The organism is Collinsella sp. CLA-ER-H7 (genome assembly GCF_040092345.1).
Lineage (GTDB): Bacteria > Actinomycetota > Coriobacteriia > Coriobacteriales > Coriobacteriaceae > Collinsella.
The window spans coordinates 41,917-57,842 of sequence record NZ_JBBNLT010000002.1; the positions used below are offsets into that span (position 1 = coordinate 41,917).

The window sequence follows — 15,926 nt, forward strand, 5'->3', positions numbered from 1 at the left end:
CGTAAGTGTGTTCAGCGAAGCTCCGCCCGCGCGCCGCGCGTGGGCGTCATCGCCGTTTTGTTCAGTTGCTGGATGGAATCGCGTGCGCGTCTGGCGGCATCCTCGATGCTCGGAACCGCCTCCATGTACTCGAGGCGCTTGCACTGCTCTGGAGTTGCGCGATGCATGCACTCTATCGCATGTGAGAACCTCTCGGGCTCCTGCACGATGCGGCCGAAGGACCAACTCTCGAAGGCGAGCCAGCCGGAGTCGGTGCGCTTCAGCGTCCACCACTCGTCGCCGCCGTCGACCTGCTGCACGAAGGCGAGATCCTCGTACACGATCCCCTGGCGCAGCGCCCAGTTTCCGTGCGCGAAGAAGCCGCGCAGCTCTTCCACGCTGCCGGCCTTCGCGAACTCGTAGGGGTATTCCTCGAGGTAGGGGTCGTCTTGCCAGGGGTATCCGCCCCGCCTGAGCCAGCCGTTCTCCTGGCATTTGTCGGCGAGCTCCCGCTTGGTTCTCTCGTCGGCTTCCTTCAACCTGCCCGTCATCGTTCCTCCATCGCCTTCCGGAGTCGGCTGCCATCCGCACGCCGACTGCCCTCGATTCTTGTCGCGATTTACTCACAGACTCGCCGATGGCGTCGGCGGGAGAAGGCGCCGTCGTCCCGGCAAGTCCCGTCGGTCACATCCTTGACGCAATCCTCATATCCGGCCCCGTGAGGTGGATGGGGATGGTGGTCTCCGAGAGCCGGCTCGCGATAGCCTCGGCGGTCTCCGTCTCTCCCTTCCTTCCAAGCCTTTTCGATAGCGCCTGGGGCGAGTAGTTCGAGGTGAAGATGGTCGGCCTCATGTTTTCGTATCGGGCGTTTATCACAAGGAACATCATGTTCGAGGACCACTCCTTGGCATCCTCTTTGCCGAGGTCGTCGAGGACGAGGACGTCGCATGCAGCGTATCTGGAAATGACCGAATCGGTCTCCCCGTTCCCCGAGAAGCTCGCCTTGATCCTCTCGAGCATCGCCGATGCCGTTGTGAACACCGTGCGGTAGCCGGCGTCCACGAAGGCGTTCGCCAAGGCTGCGGCTGAATAGCTTTTCCCCCTTCCGACCGAGCCGTATATGTAGAGGCCTCGCCCTGCGCTGCCCTCGAACGACTCGAGGTAGTCGATGAGGTCCTGGTGCTGGACGGTCGCGCCGAGGAACCGCTTCGGGATCCCCGCGCGCTTGCGGCGCTCGGCCAGGCGCGCTTCCCTCTTCGCGGCTTCCATCCTCTCGGCTCGCGCCCTTTGCCCGCGTGCGCCCTCGCAGTCGCATTCGCGGAACCCCGCGACGATCCGCCTGGCGCCGAACTCGACCACGCATGGAGCGAGGGGGCGCCCGCAGTATTCGCAGCAAGCCTCCGAATGCGTCGGCTTCGATTCGCCCATGGCACGTCCTATCTGTAATCTTTGTTTTCCGTCTTTGTTATTAGCTGGCAAGGCGTCAGGGGTCGGCATGGCGTCTGGTCATGCAGAAGGCGGCACGGGCGCGGCCCGCGGTCATCCGATGGCATTTCGCCATGCGTCGACTGGCCGGCCCCCTCGATTGCCCCCTTCGCCCTTCGGGCCGCCTCGAAGTCTATGCGGTAGACCTTCGTCTCCCTCCCTTTGGAAAGCTCTTGGCGGCCTACCTCGAACACAAGGCCCACCTCCTCGAGCTTCCTCACCGCTCGGACAACGCTTCGCGTGTCGACTCCGAGAATCTTGCCCAGATGCGCCTTGCTCTCGAAGTAGGGGGATCCGCTTTCGCAGAAGCCGTAGATCCGGGCGTACACAAGGAGGGGGAGGCCTGTGAGGCCGAGCCCCCTCGTCATGAACTCCCTTACGATGATGAAAGCCTCGTCGCTACGCTCCGCCATGCCGGTCGTTCCCCGCGTCCCTAGACCGCATTGCGCTTGCTCCACTCGAGGAGCTCGTCGCGATAGGCGAAGAACCCGCGCTTCTTGCCGTTCATGCGCCTCAAAGGCAGGGGGTCGTCCTCGCGCTTGTGCCACTCGTAGACGCTGTTTCGGCTTACGCGGAACAGAATTGCAATCTCCTCGACCGAATACGTGTCCTGGACAAGGACGGGCGTCTTGACGAAGACGCCAGATGTTTTTCTATCAGAAATCATATCGAGTGCTCCTTCCGAAGGCGGCGGAACGCGGCAGCGCGCGCAAGAGCGCCGTCAGCATGCCTACCGCCTTCCAAGGGCCCGGTCGACAGCTTCGATATCGAAGCGAATGGTCTTCGCGCTGAGCCTCACGCAGGGAATCGAGCCCTTGCGGGCCATCGACAGCACCCTTCTGGGCGTTATTCCGAGATGCCGGGACACTTCCTCCGCATCAACGAGGTCGGACAGCGATTGGCTCGATCCTCCGAATCGCCGAAGGCCTCTGATGCCGTCTTCCGATACGTCCATGGGTTTCCTTTCGTCTCCACAAGGCGCTCTTAAAGCGTTTCGAGCACCGATAGCTCCAATAAAGTCCTTTCGGTCATGTTCGAGCCGGAGTCGAATGGGGTCAAAACGGGAAAAGCGGGCTTGTCCCGCTAAGTCCCTGCATGTCATTCGTTGACGAAATCTGCGCAATCCGCCGCAAGCGCCACCCAGGTAGTAGTTTTGCTTTATGTGCCTTGATTTTCGGGATGCGTCCTGCAACTTGAAGGCCTTGGCCGCAGATAATCGAGATGATGAGGTGGGGACCTGACAAGGAAGAAGAGAACGACATAGCAAAGCGGCCCCGTCCAATTCGGAGGGCCGCTTTGCTGGTAGGGGAACTCACCAGATGAATCGGGGCTATCATGAAAGATAAGCCGACTCCGCATTGCCGAAGGCGATGAGGCCGGTCGCTTGGTGATGCTGATCCCTTATCGAAGGGAATCCTGAATCCGCCCTAGGTGGGAGGAGAGCTTCTCGAAAGAATCCGTGGAGATGCAGTGCTCCATGCGGCATACCTCTTTGGAGGCAACTTCCGCATTCACCCCGGCGTTGGCGAGCAGACGCTCGAAGAGGCGGTGTTTAGATAGCGTCTCCTCGGCAAGGTGCTTTCCAGCTGCGGTCAAGCGAACGTCGTGATCGACCACCTCGACAAGGCCCTTACGAGCCAGGTTGCCGAGCGCCTTGGTGACGCTCGCCTTCGAGAAGCCCAGGCGCTCGGCGATGTCCACGTTGCGGCACGACCCGCGCAGGCGGCGGATCACGAGGATGGCCTCGAGGTAGTCTTCGGACGACTTGGTTGTCGCCCTGCTCCGTGAGCCGCGGCTCGCATCGGCTTCATCCCTCATTCAAATCATCCTCTCGTTCGCCTAGTCCCTGCAGGCGACACGGCTTCGCGAACAGTCCGCCGCACGAGCCGACCCCGCATCGGCGAAGACGATGGGGCCGGCCGATTGGCGATGCCGATCCCTCATCGAAGAGAATCCTCGATCCGCTCCAGGCAGGAGGAGGGGTTCTCGAAAGAATCCGTAGATGCACTGCTCCATGCGGCACGCCTCTTCTGCCATCCGGGAAGGGACGTGGAATCGGCTTCCGCTACGTCGAGTGAAGACAACTAGCGAACGCACCCCATGAACCTAAGGACGCTTTTGCTGGATCCGGGCGCCCGCAGGTCGACCTTCTCGCAGCCGTCTCGCCCCACCATCAGAGCCGAAGTGCAGACCTTGAACAGGAACTCAAGGTCATGGGTGATGACGGCCACGGGACGGCCTTTGGCAAGCTCCTCGATGAGCCCGGCAATCCTCGCCATGTGCATGAAGTCGAGTCCCGATGTCGGCTCATCCAGAACGACAATCTCCTTGCTGCTCAGAAAGGCGCAAGCCAGCGCCAAACGCTGCTTCTGGCCTCCTGATAGGTTTTGCGGATGCTCGGTCCTCTTGTCCCATAGGTCGATGGCCTTGACGATACGCGCCACCTCGTTGAGACGGTTGTCGTCGATGCTTTTCTGGTCGGTCAGGATTTCGTTTTCCACCGTGTCGAAGAACAATTGGTAATCGACGTCTTGCATCATGTAGTACGATCGGCGAAGCCTCTGCCGAGGCCGAACTCCCCACGAGAAGGCCTGTCGACCGCCCGCAAGGCCGCACATCGCCCGGGCGAGCGTGCTCTTTCCGACTCCGTTTGCCCCAAGGACGCCCATAACCTCGCCCTCTCGCAAAGAGAGCGTCAAGGGCCCGATCAGGGCTCGCCCGCCTGCGGAGACCGAAACGCCTTTCATTGAAGCGACCTCCGCCCCGAGCTGACGGTGGTTTTCCGGGTTCAGGCCGTGTAGATCGAGCGCGCGAAGTCCATAGCGCGCGCAATCCTCCGCGCGAAGCCGACCCGCTGCGAACGAATCGACGATTTGGCCGCCCGCCATGACGTGGAGCCTGTCGTAGAGATCCGCCAGAAAGTAAAGCCTGTGCTCGGCGATGACGACGGTCTTGCCGAGGGCCTTCAAATCGGCGAGGATTCGGCGAAAGTCCTCTATCCCTTCGTGGTCGAGGCTGGCGGACGGCTCGTCGAAGAAAATCACCTGGGTGTCGTAGACGAGCGTCGAGGCTATGGCGACGCGCTGCTTCTCTCCTCCCGAGAGGCCTATGAGGTCCTTGCCCGCCAGATGCGCGATTTTCATGCTCTCGAAAGCCGACTCGACCCTTTCGATCAGCTCCTCGCGAGGCATGCCCAGATTCTCGCCGACGAGGGCCACCTCGTCGGCCGCCTTGCGGGTGAAGAACTGATCGGTCGGATTCTGGAACACGTTGCCGATCGTGCGGGCGAGCTCGCCGGAGGAGAACTCTCCCAGGCTTTTCCCGAGAAGCTCGATTCTCCCATCGAGCTCGCCTTCGTACTGATCGGGAATCAAACCGTTCATGGCGCGCAGGAGAGTGGTCTTCCCGCACCCGGAGTTGCCGGTGAGTACGACGAGCTCGCCGCGCTCCACCGAAAACCGCACGTTCTTCAATGCCGCGAGATCTTCTCCCTTGTATGAGAAAGACCGAATGTCGACGTCAATCACATCCATACCGCGACCCCCAAAAGAACGACTCCGACGCCCAAGGCGGCTCCGTCAAGCAGACCGAAGGAGAGACTTCGGTAGCTCGTCTTTTCGCAATTCGCTTCGATTCCTTTCGAAATCACGGAGGAGACGAGCGTCTCGCTCACGTGCAGGCACTTGTACACAAGGGGAACGAAGTAGAGCTCGAAGGCGTGCACGGGACGAAGCGGGCTCGGGCGCAGCCCGCGAACCCGCATCCCGCGCTTTATCTCCTTCACGCGATCGCCCATCTCGTCGAGGAAGCGCAACCCTATGACTGCGCCGACTGCGGCTCTGTTCGGAACGTGCAGCTTGCGCATGCTCGCCAGAAGCTTCGAGGAGCTCGTCATCATGAGGGCGCAACCGATGTTGACGACGGGGAAGACCCTCACCACCAAAACCGCCACGCCCAGGAAGATGCTCGTGACATAGCCGATGTCGACATGCAGGATCAGCTGCACGACCCCGCATGCCACCGCAAAGAGCGCGAGCTGCCTCAAGAAGGACGCCGGCGAGACGTCCAAAAGGACGAGAAACGACAGCGCCAGAACGAGGGCATATACCAGCTGATTGGCGAGAAACGCTTGGATGAGCGCCAGAAGCGTCAGCGCGAAGAGCGTCAGCGGGTGCAGATGCCCCTCGCGCCCGCTGTCGAGCAGACCCGTTCGCCCCATCAACCCAGCCTGCTTTCCTTCGCGCCCTTTTCGAAGAACTTGTCGTTGATGAACATTCCGAAACGCCCGGCCAGAAGCTCGGTCACAATATTGATCAGCACGCAGATGACCATCATATCGACCGTGTACATCGCCACCATCTGCTGCGCCTGTTCAAGCGAGATGCTCTCGACGAAAGTCGCCAGCCCATCGGATCCCAGAACGAGCACGAACACTATCATGTGCATCGAGTAGATGAACATCGATACCGAAAACGACAGCCACACCCTCTTCTTGTTTCCGTAGTCGCCGGCGATGATCTCTGCGACGATGCCCGCGATCAGGCACAGGGGCGTCGCGACGGCGAAGCCCATGATCGCGTAGAGCACGCCGTAGATCAACCAGAAGCAGAAGGCCGTCCCCCGTTTTTGCACCTTGCGCGCCATGATGGTGTAAACGGGACCGACGAAGAAGGCCGCGAATCCCGCCGAGACGTACATGGAAAGCGCGCCGAACATGCCTGTTATCATGCCGACGCCCATCCCGAGGGCGAATCCGATCACTCCCAGTACCGCTATTGTCGCGATGTCCTTCAGTTTCATGTGAGCCTCCTTTTGCTCTGTTTGCTAGACCAATTGCCACTGGGAGCTCGCGTTGCGCTTGTCCCAGAAGTCTTTGTATTCTCCTTCGAGGGCGATCAGCTCGTTGTGCGTCCCTGTCTCCGCAACCTTGCCCGAGCTATCCATGACCACGATCTTGTCCGCCATGCGCACGGTTTCGAGCTTGTGCGCGACCACGATGAGCGTGGAGCGCCGTTTGAGCGTCTCTATTGAGCGAACGACGTTCTTCTCGTTTTCCGCATCGAGAGCCGACGTCGCCTCGTCCAGGAGCACGATGGGGGCTTGCTTGAGAAGCGCGCGGGCTATGGAAACGCGCTGCCGCTCGCCGCCGGAAAGCGAGCGACCCCCTTCGCCGCACAGCGTCTCCCAGCCCTCAGGAAGGCGCTCGACGACCTCCGTCACCCCGGCAAGGTCAGCGACCGCGCGAAGCTGCTCCTCCGAAGCATCCGGGTTCGCCATAAGGACGTTGTTTCGCAGCGTGTCGTTAAAGAGATAGACGTCCTGGAAAACGAAAGACACCCGAGCGAAAAGATCCTCTGTCGTCATATCGCGGACGTCTACGCCGCCGATCCTGACCGCTCCGTCGTCGACGTCGTAAAAACGCGCGATTAGCTTGAGCATGGTCGTCTTGCCGCAGCCAGACGGGCCCACGATGGCGACCATGCTGCCTTCCGGAACGTCGAGATCGACTCCACGAAGGATTGGCTTCTCCTTCACGTAGGAAAAGCGAACCTCTCCCATCCGGACGCTTGCGTCGGTCGGACAAGCTTTCGACGCGTCCACAACCGGCAGCTCGGCCGCTTCGACGACCTCGTCCATGCCGTCGAGCATTGCCCGACGGTCCTCCATCCCGAATAGGGCTGAGGCGATCTCGTTGAGGAGCGTGGTGAACCTTAGTGCGACGCCGATCATGACCACTGTTTCAAGCGCCCCGATGCTTCCGCTTGCACCCAAGTAGCTCACCGCGATGATCATGCTCACAACGAGCATCTGCACGCTCGCCCCGGAAAGGATTTCGCCGAGGGCGCTCCACCACAGGCCGCGGACCGACCGCTTTCTGCCTTCTACGAAACTATCCTCAAGCTCCGCATAGTCGGCACCCGCACGGCAGGCGCGCAGGGCTCCCTGGCATCGTGCGAACTCGACTATCCTCGCGGCGATGTCCCGCTCGGCGGAATCCTCTAACCCGTTTCCTTTTCCGACGCATGCCTGTGAAACGCGCAGAAGAAGGAAAAGGATTGGGATGGAAAGCGTCAGCATGATTCCAATTTGCCAGCTCCAAAGCCACACGGCAGCACAGAACACGATTGCGGCGGCAGCGTTTTTTATAAGCTGGCCAACATAAAGAGCAGCGGCCTGTCCGGTCGAGATCATTTCCTGCGTAACCATGCGCGAAAGCCTTCCGGCACTATCCGCCTTAAACCAGCCAAGTGGCAAACGCGACACCTTGTTCCCGATGACCACCTGCATATTGCGCATGAAGCCTAACCCCGCTGCATAGCTGAGCTTGGTACCGAAGAACGAGGCTGTTGAGCCGACGACTGTCACCGCCGCAAGCGCGACTGCCCAGCCCCAAAACGTCAAGCCCCATTGGGGGTCGCCGGACTGGAGAGCCATGGTCGCCGGCATCATGATGGCGAGACCGATGCCGCACATCACGCCGGAAAGGGCGTAGAGCAAAGTTCCCAAACGGTGCTGGCGCCTATCACCCTCGTCCATATAACGACGAAGTCTCGGTAAGAAGCGTTTGGAATTACTCATCTGCATCGCCCTCTTCTTCACTGCCGCAGAGGCCTCCTTGCTTGAGAAGCGCCTGATAATGCTCGTTGTCTTGAATCTCCGCATGCGTTCCAAGGGCGACGATCTTACCTTCTTCCAACACGGCAATTTGATCGGCGCCTAGGATTGCGTTGAGCCGGTGGGCGATGGCCAGAACCGTTCGGCCTTCGACCAAGGAACTTAGTGCTTTCTGGATCTCGAGCTCCGAATCTGGGTCGGCAAAAGCGGTGGCCTCATCCATGATGAGGATCGGCGTGTCGGCTAAAAGGGCACGCGCTATACTCACGCGCTGGCTCTCGCCGCCTGAGAGCGAGCAGTCCGTTCCCAAAACGCTGTCGTATCCCTTGGGCAGCGACATGATGAAATCGTCGATCTGCGCCGTACGGGCAGCCTCCCGAATCTCCTCCAGGGAAGCCTCCGGCTTAGCTAAAGAAATGTTTCTTCCGATGGAGGCGTTGATCAGCATCGGGTCCTGGAGCACGAACGAAACCGTGTTGTAGAGGTCACGGGAGGAGATGTCTCTCAGATCGACGCCGCCGAGACGGATGGAGCCGCTTTCCGGGTCGTCGAAGCGTGCAATGAGTGTGGCGAGCGTCGATTTACCCGAGCCTGACGGGCCGATGAGCGCCGTCGTGGTACCGGGATTAAGGACAAGACTGACACCGCGCAAGGCCTGGGTATCGCCGTAGGAGTACGATACGTCGTTCACCTCAACGACGACCCCGTCGGGCTTCTTTGGGGTTTTCGGCTCGGGAATCGACGGCGTGTCCAGAATCTCGCACAGCCTGACTGCGGCAGCGCCGGCCATCTGGTACGACCACGTGCTGTTGGCGACAGCGCTGATGGCGGTCGGAAGCACGATGGCTATCAGCGCGCACGCGAGAACCTGGGGGAGGCTGGCCAACCCTGCCCCCATGACAAGCGCGCCGCCGCAGAGGTTGATCAGCAGCAGCAAGGGGGAGGAGATGAGCTCGCCGGCAATCGAGCAAAGCCCGATGAGCGGGGCGCACCAGTCCCAGTACGACTGCGAGAATGCCGATGCGGCGTCCGCGTAATTACGATGCGCCTCTCCTGTTTTTCCGAACGCTTTGACCACCTTGATGCCGGACACGAGCTCGACCATCGTCGAGGACACTTGTGCAAGGTGCCCGTTCATCTCGGCGGTTTTCGGTCCCATATCCTTCATAGAGAGCGCCTGCAGCAGGAAATAGAAGGGGATCGTGGCGATGCCGATGAGCGCCAAGCGCCAATTGATCCAGAACATGAAAGCCAGAAGAACCATCGGCTGCAAAACGCCGTTAAGACGGTCGACCGGTCCGTGTGCGATGACGGTGTGGACCGTCTTCGTGTCATCCTGCACAGCGCTTCTGACCTTGCCGGATTCCGTAGCGCTAAACCAAGCAAGAGGCGCGCGGCTCAACCGCTCAACGATACCCTTGCGAATGACGTAGCGCAGTTTCATATCGGCAAAATGCGTGATGATGAGCGCAAGAGCGCGAAAGAACAGCTGCGAGAGGAACGCCATGACGAGGAGGAGGGCAATTTCGTGCACCTTGGAGGCATCGGCCTGCGCGAGCGGGCCTTCCCCCGCCAGAAATAGGTCTCCCAGCCATACCAAAGCCAAATACGGGGCAAAGGATAAAAGCGCCGAGAGCACCGTGAACGCCTGCGCCAGCATGACGCGTCCCTTGACGGGGCAAGACAGGCGCCTGATAGCCTCCCGCCCCGCTTCATCCCGTTGCCGGTCTTGTTCGCTTGTCTCTGCCATGGGCACCACCTCAAGTATAGTTTCGGTTAATAATGACTTAGTTATCTTTGACGCAAAAAAAGAAAGAGCCGTCAAAGCGTGCGATATTTCTCCCAGCCCGCATTGAAGAACGTTGAAATGACCTCGGTCGTCGCGTTGAGCTCCTCGACGCTCTTCGCGTGGATGATATTCTCGGAAAGGGCGCTGTAGAACGCGTGGTTGACGATGTGGAGAGACTCTTTCGAGATGACGGTTCGAGCCTTCTCTGCGCCGTGGATCAGCTCGAGAACGCGGAGGGTGGTCCTGTCCTCCTCGTCGACGAGCCAGTCAAGGAAGTGCTCGTAGGGGGTGCCGTAGGAGCGGAACACAAGGAGCTCGTAGATGTCGCGATGGGAGTACAGCATCGCCGTGGTCGCGAGCGTCCCCGCCGCCTTGGCCTCGAGCGCGGCGCGCACCTGCTCCGGGGTCACGGGCTTCCCTTCGTCGTACCCGGCGAAACCTCGCTTCTCGCCTTGGGCGTAAGCTTTGCGAATCATGCTCGCCAGCGGCTCGACCAGCTCCGAGAAGAGCGCCTCCTTGTCTTTGAAATGCTTGTAGAACGCCCCGGTGGTCACGCCGGCAGCCTTGCAGATCCTGCGCAGGTTCGCCTTCTCGAACCCCTCTTCCAGAAACGCCGCAAGGCCGCTCTTCAAGATGCGCTCGTGCGTCTCCTGGTAGTTGCCGTTGCTCACTGCAGTCACCTCCCTCCAATAATAACTTAGCTATCTTTCGTGTTGGGAATTCTGCCACCAAAGTTAGTCACTGTCAACTCTTATGCTCATGATATCTCAGTAGAAGCGGCCTTGGCTTGATAGACGGAGGAGCCTCGATGAACCGCCTAGTTAATTTGGGCGGGAACTATCTCTACTCGAATCGAAGCGGGGCGTCCTGAAAGGTTCTGTCTGACTACAATCACGTCGCGTGCCGTTTGCTCCACTCGAGGAGCTCGTCCCTGAACGCGAAGCGCCCCCTCTTTCTGCCCATCATCCTCCTCAGTGGCAGGGGGTCGTCCTCGAGGAGGCTCCATTCGTAGACCGCGTTCCTGCTCACACGTAAGAGTATCGCTATCTCCGCCACCGAGTACGTGTCCTGTATCGGCACGGGGATCTTGACGTACGGGCATCCTGCTGATTCGACTGCCATGCGTCTGCTCCTTCCGGAGCGGCAGACGCTGCACCTCGGCGTCGCGGGGCTTGGCGGCGATGGCGCGATGCTCGTTGCCATCGCCGCCGCTCGATATCGTCCCCTCGCTCAGCGAGGAGTTGCCTAGTGGGCGGTATCCGAAACTGAGCCAGTCGCCCAGTCTGGCCTGCAAGCCGCCCTCCGTTTACCCGCCATCGCCCTCGTCTCGTCGGCTCCCGAGATAGGCCGCGAAACGTCTGTAGGAGTCCTCTGACAGGCAGTGCTCCATGCGGCAGGCCTCCGCCGAGGCGGTCTCGGCGTCCACGCCTGACTCGACGAGCAGCCGCTCGAAGAAGCGGTGCTTGTCGAGGGTGGCCTCGGCGAGGCGCCCGCCCTCCTCGGTCAGCCGCACGTCGCGGCCGACCACCTCGGCGAGGCCCCTGCGCGCCAGGTTGCCGAGCGCCTTGGTGACGCTCGGCTTGGCGACGCCCATGCGCTCGGCGATGTCCACGTTGCGGCACGACCCGCGCAGGCGGTGGATCACGAGGATGGCCTCGAGGTAGTCCTCGGAGGATTCTCGCCCGCCCATCCGCTCATCTGCCCGTCGGGACATCGGCGGCATCGCCCCTGTCGGCGGGAACGGTCCACGACGAGCTTTCCTGCTGGAGCCTCCACAGCCTCGCGTACAGCCCGTCCTCGGCGAGCAGCGTCTTGTGGTTCCCCTCCTCCGCCACGCGCCCGCTGTCTAGGACGACGATCTTGTCCGCATTGGCGACGGTCCTCAGTCGATGGGCGATGACGATCACCGTTTTGCCTGCGCACAGGGTTCCGACCGCTCTCTGGATAAGCGTCTCGTTCTCGGGGTCGAGCGAGGCGGTCGCCTCGTCGAGGAGCACCACGGGCGCGTCTTTCAGGAGAGCCCTCGCAATGGAAAGGCGTTGGCGCTCCCCGCCCGAGAGGGAGGCGCCGTTCTCGCCCAGCACCGTGTCGAACCCCTGGGGAAGCCTCTCGATGAACTCCAGGCAGTGCGCCGCCCTTGCAGCCTCGGCCACCTCTTCGTCGGAGGCGCCTTCGCGGCCGATGCGAATATTGTTCGCAACCGTGTCGTCGAAAAGGACCACGTCCTGGAAGACTATGGAGACGTGCGCGAGCCACGATTCCTCGGAGAACTCGGCGATGTCCTTTCCAGAGCAGAGGACCCTGCCGCTGTCGGGCTCCCAGAATTTGGCCGCCAGCTGGGCGCAGGTCGACTTGCCCGAGCCGCTCGGCCCGACGAGCGCGGTGACTTCCCCCTCGCGCGCGACGAAGCTTACGCCGTGGAGCACCTCTTCGTCGCCGTACCCGAACCGGACGCCCTGGAAGGACAGGTCGTGGCCGGGCACATCCGCCGAGGCGGACCCCCTCGCTTCGGGCTCGTCCATGACCGCCTTGATGCGGGCGGTCTTCGTCGAGAGGTTGAGAAGGTTGGGCAGCTGCGAGACGAGGGCGAGGATGGGCCCGTAGACGCGGGAGACGATGAGCAAGAACATGAGCAGAACCATGAAGTCCACGCCGCCGGAGGCGAGAAGCACCGCCCCGACGCAGGCGGTCAAACCGACTCCCGAGCGGAGGATGGCGCTCGCGAGGGAGACGGAGACGTCGACGGCGAGCTCGACCCGCATCGTCACCCTCTTGAGCTCGAGCATCGCCTGCTCCATGGCGGCGGAGTCCTTGCCCACCGCCCTGCAGGCCCTCATGTCCTTGATGCCCTCGAGGTAGTCCTGCACGCACGCCAGCGCATCCAGGCGGACGCGGTTCTGCCTTTCGAAAAGGCGCGACTGATGACGGCGGCTCAAGGCGATGACCCCTGCCGAAAGCGGAAGCGTGACCATAACGCAGCAGGCGAGCCGCCAGTCGAAGAATGCCAGCATCGCGCAGATGACCACGGTCGACACGATTCCGGCGATGAGCTGCGGGAGCGTCGACGAGAGCATGGACTCCTGCGCCGTCACGTCCCCCATGAGGCGGTCGGCCACGTCGGTCGTGTCCCGGCGGTTGAAGAAGCTCATGGGCAGCTTCCTCAGGTGGTCGGCGAGGCGCAGGCGGGTGCCTTCGGACTCGGTGTACGCGGCCACGTAGGTTTTCTTGTAGTCGTTTCTCGAAGCGACGAAGACCACCACCATCCCCGCAAGCCCCACGGCGAAGATCGACCAGAGCGCGGCGTCGTCGAACGGCTCGCCCGCAAGGGTCCCCACGAGAGCCGCGAACGCGGCGACCGTGCAGACGAAGGGGATCATGAGCGCCAGATCGCTCAAGGTGCAAGCAATGGCCGAGCGCTTGAGGCCGACGTAGCCCTCGTCGGAAAGGTTGAACGTCCTCTGAAGCCAAGGCGCCCTGCCGCTCGACGGCTTGCCGGGTTTCTCCGCAGGGTCGTACTCCTCGGCGGAGACGCCCTGCGTTGCATGCGGGGCGGTCGCTTCGGAGGATCGGGTGTCGTCGCGCGGGGCCGCTTCGATGCCCCATTCGACCGCTTCCGTGTACTGCCTCCACATCTTCGCGTACGTCCCCGATGCGGCGAGGAGCTCTTGATGGGTGCCTTCCTCGACTTTGCGCCCGCCGTCGAGCACGACTATCTTGTCGGCACCGACGACCGTGGAGAGCCTGTGGGCGACCATGATCACGGTCTTGCCGGCCATGAGCCTCTCGAACGCCTTCTGGATCAAATGCTCGTTCTCGGGATCGGAGAACGCGGTCGCCTCGTCCAGCACCACGATGGGCGCGTCCGAGATGATCGAGCGCGCGATGGCTATCCGCTGCTGTTCGCCGCCGGACAGGTGCACGCCTTCGGAGCCTATTACCGTGGCGTAGCCATGGGGAAGGCCGTTTATGAACGCGTCCGCCTGGGCGGCCTTCGCGGCCTCGACCACCTCGTCGTCGGTCGCCCCCGGCCTGCCGCGCCTGATGTTCTCCGCGACGCTCTCGCGAAAGAGGTGGGAATCCTGGAACACCAGGCTGAGGCTGCCCATCAGCTCATCCTGGCCCATCTCGCGGACGTCGACGCCGCCGACGAGAACCTGGCCCGAATCGACGTCCCAGAAGCGGGCGACGAGGTTCGCGAGGGTCGATTTGCCCGAGCCGCTCGGCCCGACGACCGCGCACACCGTGCCGGCGGGGATTTCCAGCGAGACGTTGCGCAACGCCGGCTCCGCGTCGTCTTCGTAGGAGAAAGTCACGTCCCGAAGGGACACCGAGGCGTCCTTCGGGGCTTTCGGCGCCTCGGGACAAGAGAGCTCTTCGATGCCGAGCACGGAGTCGATGCGGTCGATGTTTGCCTGGGCGAGCATCCCGTCCTCGCTCACGTAGAGGATCTTCGTGAACACGCTCGATATCGAATGCACGAACAGGAGGTAGAAGACGAGCGAGAGCACGAACGTCGGCCAGTCCTGCGCGCCCGGGGCGAGGAGTATGCCGACGGGCAGAACGAACAGGTACGCGTTGTTGAGGACCGCCGTGAAGCCCGGCATGGAGTTCCTGAAGAAGAGCGTGACGTCGAGGGAGAGGCCGGTGTAGTCCTTTATCGCGTCGGAGAGGCGCTTGAACGAGCGCGCCGTCTGGCCGAAAGCCTTCACGACGCGCATTCCGCGGACGTACTCCACGGAGGCGTTGCCCATCTGCTCCTTGACTTCCTGGTAGCGCCCCATGCTCGCCATGACGCGCTTGTCGGCATAGCCGGAGAACTGCACGACGCATGCGACGGCGACCGCCGCCAGCGTGGCGACGCCGAAGCGCCAGTCGAAGACGAAAAGCAGCGCCGCCAAAACGACGGGCGCGGCGGCGGTGGCCGCCAGGTCCGGGATGGAATGGCCGATGAACTGCTCGATCCCGCCGACGCTCTCGTCCATGACCTTCGAGATCCTACCCGTGCCGAGCCGCGCTATGTGCCCAAGAGGGATCCTCCCGAGATGGGCGGCGATATCGAGCTTCGTGCGGTACTGCGCGTCGAACGCCGCGGCGTGAGAGCACAGCAGCGCGGCAAGATAGCACCCCACGTCAACGACTATGCCTGCCACCGCCAAGCCCGCGTAGCCCGTCATCGCCGAAACGTCGACGGCGGCCAGGTTCGGATAGACCCCGACCGCATCCCTAATCATGAAGTAGATCGCCACGTATGGGACGAAGGACGCCGCCGCGGATAGGACCGCCAGCGCCATGGAGGCGAACACGAGGGGCTTTCTTCTCCCCGCGAACCGCAGGCAGCGGGAAAGGGCCCCCGGCTTCCTTCCTTTGCTTTCCTTGCTCATTGAATACCTCTTCTCTCATGTTGCTTTGAAAAAGGGCGCTAGGCGATTCCCGCGCGCTCGAGGTGCTTCTTGAACACCGCCCGTCCGACCAGCGAGCCGATGATGCCGCCCGCGAAGGTCACGACCGCGATGATCGCGAACGTCTCGGGAGTCACCGTGGACAGAAGGGCTTCCATGTAGGCCGGGTCGATGCTGTTGGACCCCATCAGCTCGCGGTAGTAGTCCTGGGAGGCGAACATGGGAACGAAAAGGCCCGCCGCCCAGCAGGTCTCGAAAAGCGCGTACCCCACGGCGACGCCTGCGAACCTCCCGTACCCGAGCGCTTTCCGCGCCAGCTCGGAGACGGCGCCGCCGACGGCGAGGCCGAGCGCCACGGGCCATCCCGACCCGATGACGAAGATGACCACGGCGAAGACGAGGGCCATGATCAGCGAGGTTCCTGCGCGCGGCACGCGCGCATGCATGTAGACCCAGACGATCCCGGCGGGTATCGCCGCGATGGCGCAGCAGCCGCAGTACGCCACGACGCTCATGGAGGTGATTCCCACGACGAGCATGCTCACCACCATGAACAGCAGAGAGAAGACGCCGAGGGCTATGAGGTCCCTGGAGCTGAGGCTGCCGCTTTCCTTCTGTTTTGCTTTTGCTGTCATTTCCAAATCCTTTCTTTCATAGGA

At 62.0% G+C, this 15,926-nt stretch carries 16 protein-coding genes; all 16 read right to left on the bottom strand.

From position 1 onward, the window contains the following. Positions 1-11: 11 nt before the first annotated feature. The 16 genes from AAAX75_RS01565 to AAAX75_RS01640 all read right to left on the bottom strand — a co-directional run bounded on the left by AAAX75_RS01565 (position 12) and on the right by AAAX75_RS01640 (position 15,902). Positions 12-530 (bottom strand): hypothetical protein, encoded by a 519-nt coding sequence (locus AAAX75_RS01565; RefSeq protein WP_015760597.1) that lies wholly within the window; start codon positions 528-530, stop codon positions 12-14. 133 nt (positions 531-663) lie between these two features. Next, positions 664-1,407, bottom strand: a complete 744-nt coding sequence (locus tag AAAX75_RS01570; RefSeq protein ID WP_013978970.1) for an ATP-binding protein — start codon at positions 1,405-1,407, stop codon at positions 664-666. Positions 1,408-1,415: 8 nt separating this feature from the next. Beyond that, positions 1,416-1,877, bottom strand: a complete 462-nt coding sequence (locus AAAX75_RS01575; protein ID WP_015760596.1) for a transcriptional regulator — start codon at positions 1,875-1,877, stop codon at positions 1,416-1,418. Positions 1,878-1,897: 20 nt separating this feature from the next. Then, on the bottom strand, positions 1,898-2,131 hold the full coding sequence (locus AAAX75_RS01580; RefSeq protein WP_015760595.1) for a helix-turn-helix domain-containing protein: 234 nt from the start codon (positions 2,129-2,131) through the stop codon (positions 1,898-1,900). A 63-nt stretch (positions 2,132-2,194) separates the two neighbouring features. Beyond that, complete coding sequence (locus AAAX75_RS01585; RefSeq protein WP_015760594.1) at positions 2,195-2,419, bottom strand: helix-turn-helix domain-containing protein; 225 nt, start codon at positions 2,417-2,419, stop codon at positions 2,195-2,197. A 446-nt stretch (positions 2,420-2,865) separates the two neighbouring features. Next, entirely contained in the window at positions 2,866-3,282 is a 417-nt protein-coding gene (locus AAAX75_RS01590; RefSeq protein WP_349090859.1) for a metal-dependent transcriptional regulator, read from the bottom strand. A gap of 266 nt (positions 3,283-3,548) precedes the next feature. Then, positions 3,549-4,997 (bottom strand): ABC transporter ATP-binding protein, encoded by a 1,449-nt coding sequence (locus AAAX75_RS01595; RefSeq protein ID WP_015760592.1) that lies wholly within the window; start codon positions 4,995-4,997, stop codon positions 3,549-3,551. After that, the gene (locus AAAX75_RS01600; protein WP_015760591.1) at positions 4,988-5,683 is read right to left on the bottom strand and encodes an energy-coupling factor transporter transmembrane component T; all 696 of its coding nucleotides are present in this window, start codon (positions 5,681-5,683) and stop codon (positions 4,988-4,990) included. Before AAAX75_RS01600 ends, AAAX75_RS01595 begins: the two co-directional genes overlap by 10 nt. Next, on the bottom strand, positions 5,683-6,264 hold the full coding sequence (locus tag AAAX75_RS01605) for an MptD family putative ECF transporter S component (protein ID WP_349090860.1): 582 nt from the start codon (positions 6,262-6,264) through the stop codon (positions 5,683-5,685). The genes AAAX75_RS01600 and AAAX75_RS01605 overlap by 1 nt, the downstream gene beginning before the upstream one ends. Positions 6,265-6,288: 24 nt before the next feature. Next, positions 6,289-8,049 carry an ABC transporter ATP-binding protein gene (locus AAAX75_RS01610; protein ID WP_114518138.1) on the bottom strand — a complete coding sequence of 587 codons (1,761 nt, stop codon included), beginning with the start codon at positions 8,047-8,049 and terminating at the stop codon, positions 6,289-6,291. Next, positions 8,036-9,829 (bottom strand): ABC transporter ATP-binding protein, encoded by a 1,794-nt coding sequence (locus tag AAAX75_RS01615; protein WP_015760589.1) that lies wholly within the window; start codon positions 9,827-9,829, stop codon positions 8,036-8,038. The genes AAAX75_RS01610 and AAAX75_RS01615 overlap by 14 nt, the downstream gene beginning before the upstream one ends. 71 nt (positions 9,830-9,900) lie before the next feature. Further along, on the bottom strand, positions 9,901-10,539 hold the full coding sequence (locus AAAX75_RS01620; protein ID WP_015760588.1) for a TetR/AcrR family transcriptional regulator: 639 nt from the start codon (positions 10,537-10,539) through the stop codon (positions 9,901-9,903). A gap of 220 nt (positions 10,540-10,759) precedes the next feature. Then, positions 10,760-10,990, bottom strand: coding sequence for a hypothetical protein (locus tag AAAX75_RS01625; RefSeq protein ID WP_013978981.1), 231 nt, complete (start codon positions 10,988-10,990; stop codon positions 10,760-10,762). 184 nt (positions 10,991-11,174) lie between these two features. After that, complete coding sequence (locus tag AAAX75_RS01630) at positions 11,175-11,582, bottom strand: metal-dependent transcriptional regulator (protein WP_349090861.1); 408 nt, start codon at positions 11,580-11,582, stop codon at positions 11,175-11,177. Further along, entirely contained in the window at positions 11,563-15,249 is a 3,687-nt protein-coding gene (locus AAAX75_RS01635) for an ABC transporter ATP-binding protein (protein ID WP_349090862.1), read from the bottom strand. Before AAAX75_RS01635 ends, AAAX75_RS01630 begins: the two co-directional genes overlap by 20 nt. Positions 15,250-15,287: 38 nt before the next feature. Next, positions 15,288-15,902, bottom strand: a complete 615-nt coding sequence (locus AAAX75_RS01640) for an MptD family putative ECF transporter S component (RefSeq protein WP_015760586.1) — start codon at positions 15,900-15,902, stop codon at positions 15,288-15,290. Positions 15,903-15,926 lie beyond the last annotated feature (24 nt).

Bases quoted from the DNA above. Each gene is read 5' to 3' on its own strand.
- AAAX75_RS01565 (WP_015760597.1), bottom strand. From the start codon at position 530: ATGACGGGCAGGTTGAAGGAAGCCGACGAGAGAACCAAGCGGGAGCTC.
- AAAX75_RS01570 (WP_013978970.1), bottom strand. From the start codon at position 1,407: ATGGGCGAATCGAAGCCGACGCATTCGGAGGCTTGCTGCGAATACTGC.
- AAAX75_RS01575 (WP_015760596.1), bottom strand. From the start codon at position 1,877: ATGGCGGAGCGTAGCGACGAGGCTTTCATCATCGTAAGGGAGTTCATG.
- AAAX75_RS01580 (WP_015760595.1), bottom strand. From the start codon at position 2,131: ATGATTTCTGATAGAAAAACATCTGGCGTCTTCGTCAAGACGCCCGTC.
- AAAX75_RS01585 (WP_015760594.1), bottom strand. From the start codon at position 2,419: ATGGACGTATCGGAAGACGGCATCAGAGGCCTTCGGCGATTCGGAGGA.
- AAAX75_RS01590 (WP_349090859.1), bottom strand. From the start codon at position 3,282: ATGAGGGATGAAGCCGATGCGAGCCGCGGCTCACGGAGCAGGGCGACA.
- AAAX75_RS01595 (WP_015760592.1), bottom strand. From the start codon at position 4,997: ATGGATGTGATTGACGTCGACATTCGGTCTTTCTCATACAAGGGAGAA.
- AAAX75_RS01600 (WP_015760591.1), bottom strand. From the start codon at position 5,683: ATGGGGCGAACGGGTCTGCTCGACAGCGGGCGCGAGGGGCATCTGCAC.
- AAAX75_RS01605 (WP_349090860.1), bottom strand. From the start codon at position 6,264: ATGAAACTGAAGGACATCGCGACAATAGCGGTACTGGGAGTGATCGGA.
- AAAX75_RS01610 (WP_114518138.1), bottom strand. From the start codon at position 8,049: ATGCAGATGAGTAATTCCAAACGCTTCTTACCGAGACTTCGTCGTTAT.
- AAAX75_RS01615 (WP_015760589.1), bottom strand. From the start codon at position 9,829: ATGGCAGAGACAAGCGAACAAGACCGGCAACGGGATGAAGCGGGGCGG.
- AAAX75_RS01625 (WP_013978981.1), bottom strand. From the start codon at position 10,990: ATGGCAGTCGAATCAGCAGGATGCCCGTACGTCAAGATCCCCGTGCCG.
- AAAX75_RS01630 (WP_349090861.1), bottom strand. From the start codon at position 11,582: ATGTCCCGACGGGCAGATGAGCGGATGGGCGGGCGAGAATCCTCCGAG.
- AAAX75_RS01635 (WP_349090862.1), bottom strand. From the start codon at position 15,249: ATGAGCAAGGAAAGCAAAGGAAGGAAGCCGGGGGCCCTTTCCCGCTGC.
- AAAX75_RS01640 (WP_015760586.1), bottom strand. From the start codon at position 15,902: ATGACAGCAAAAGCAAAACAGAAGGAAAGCGGCAGCCTCAGCTCCAGG.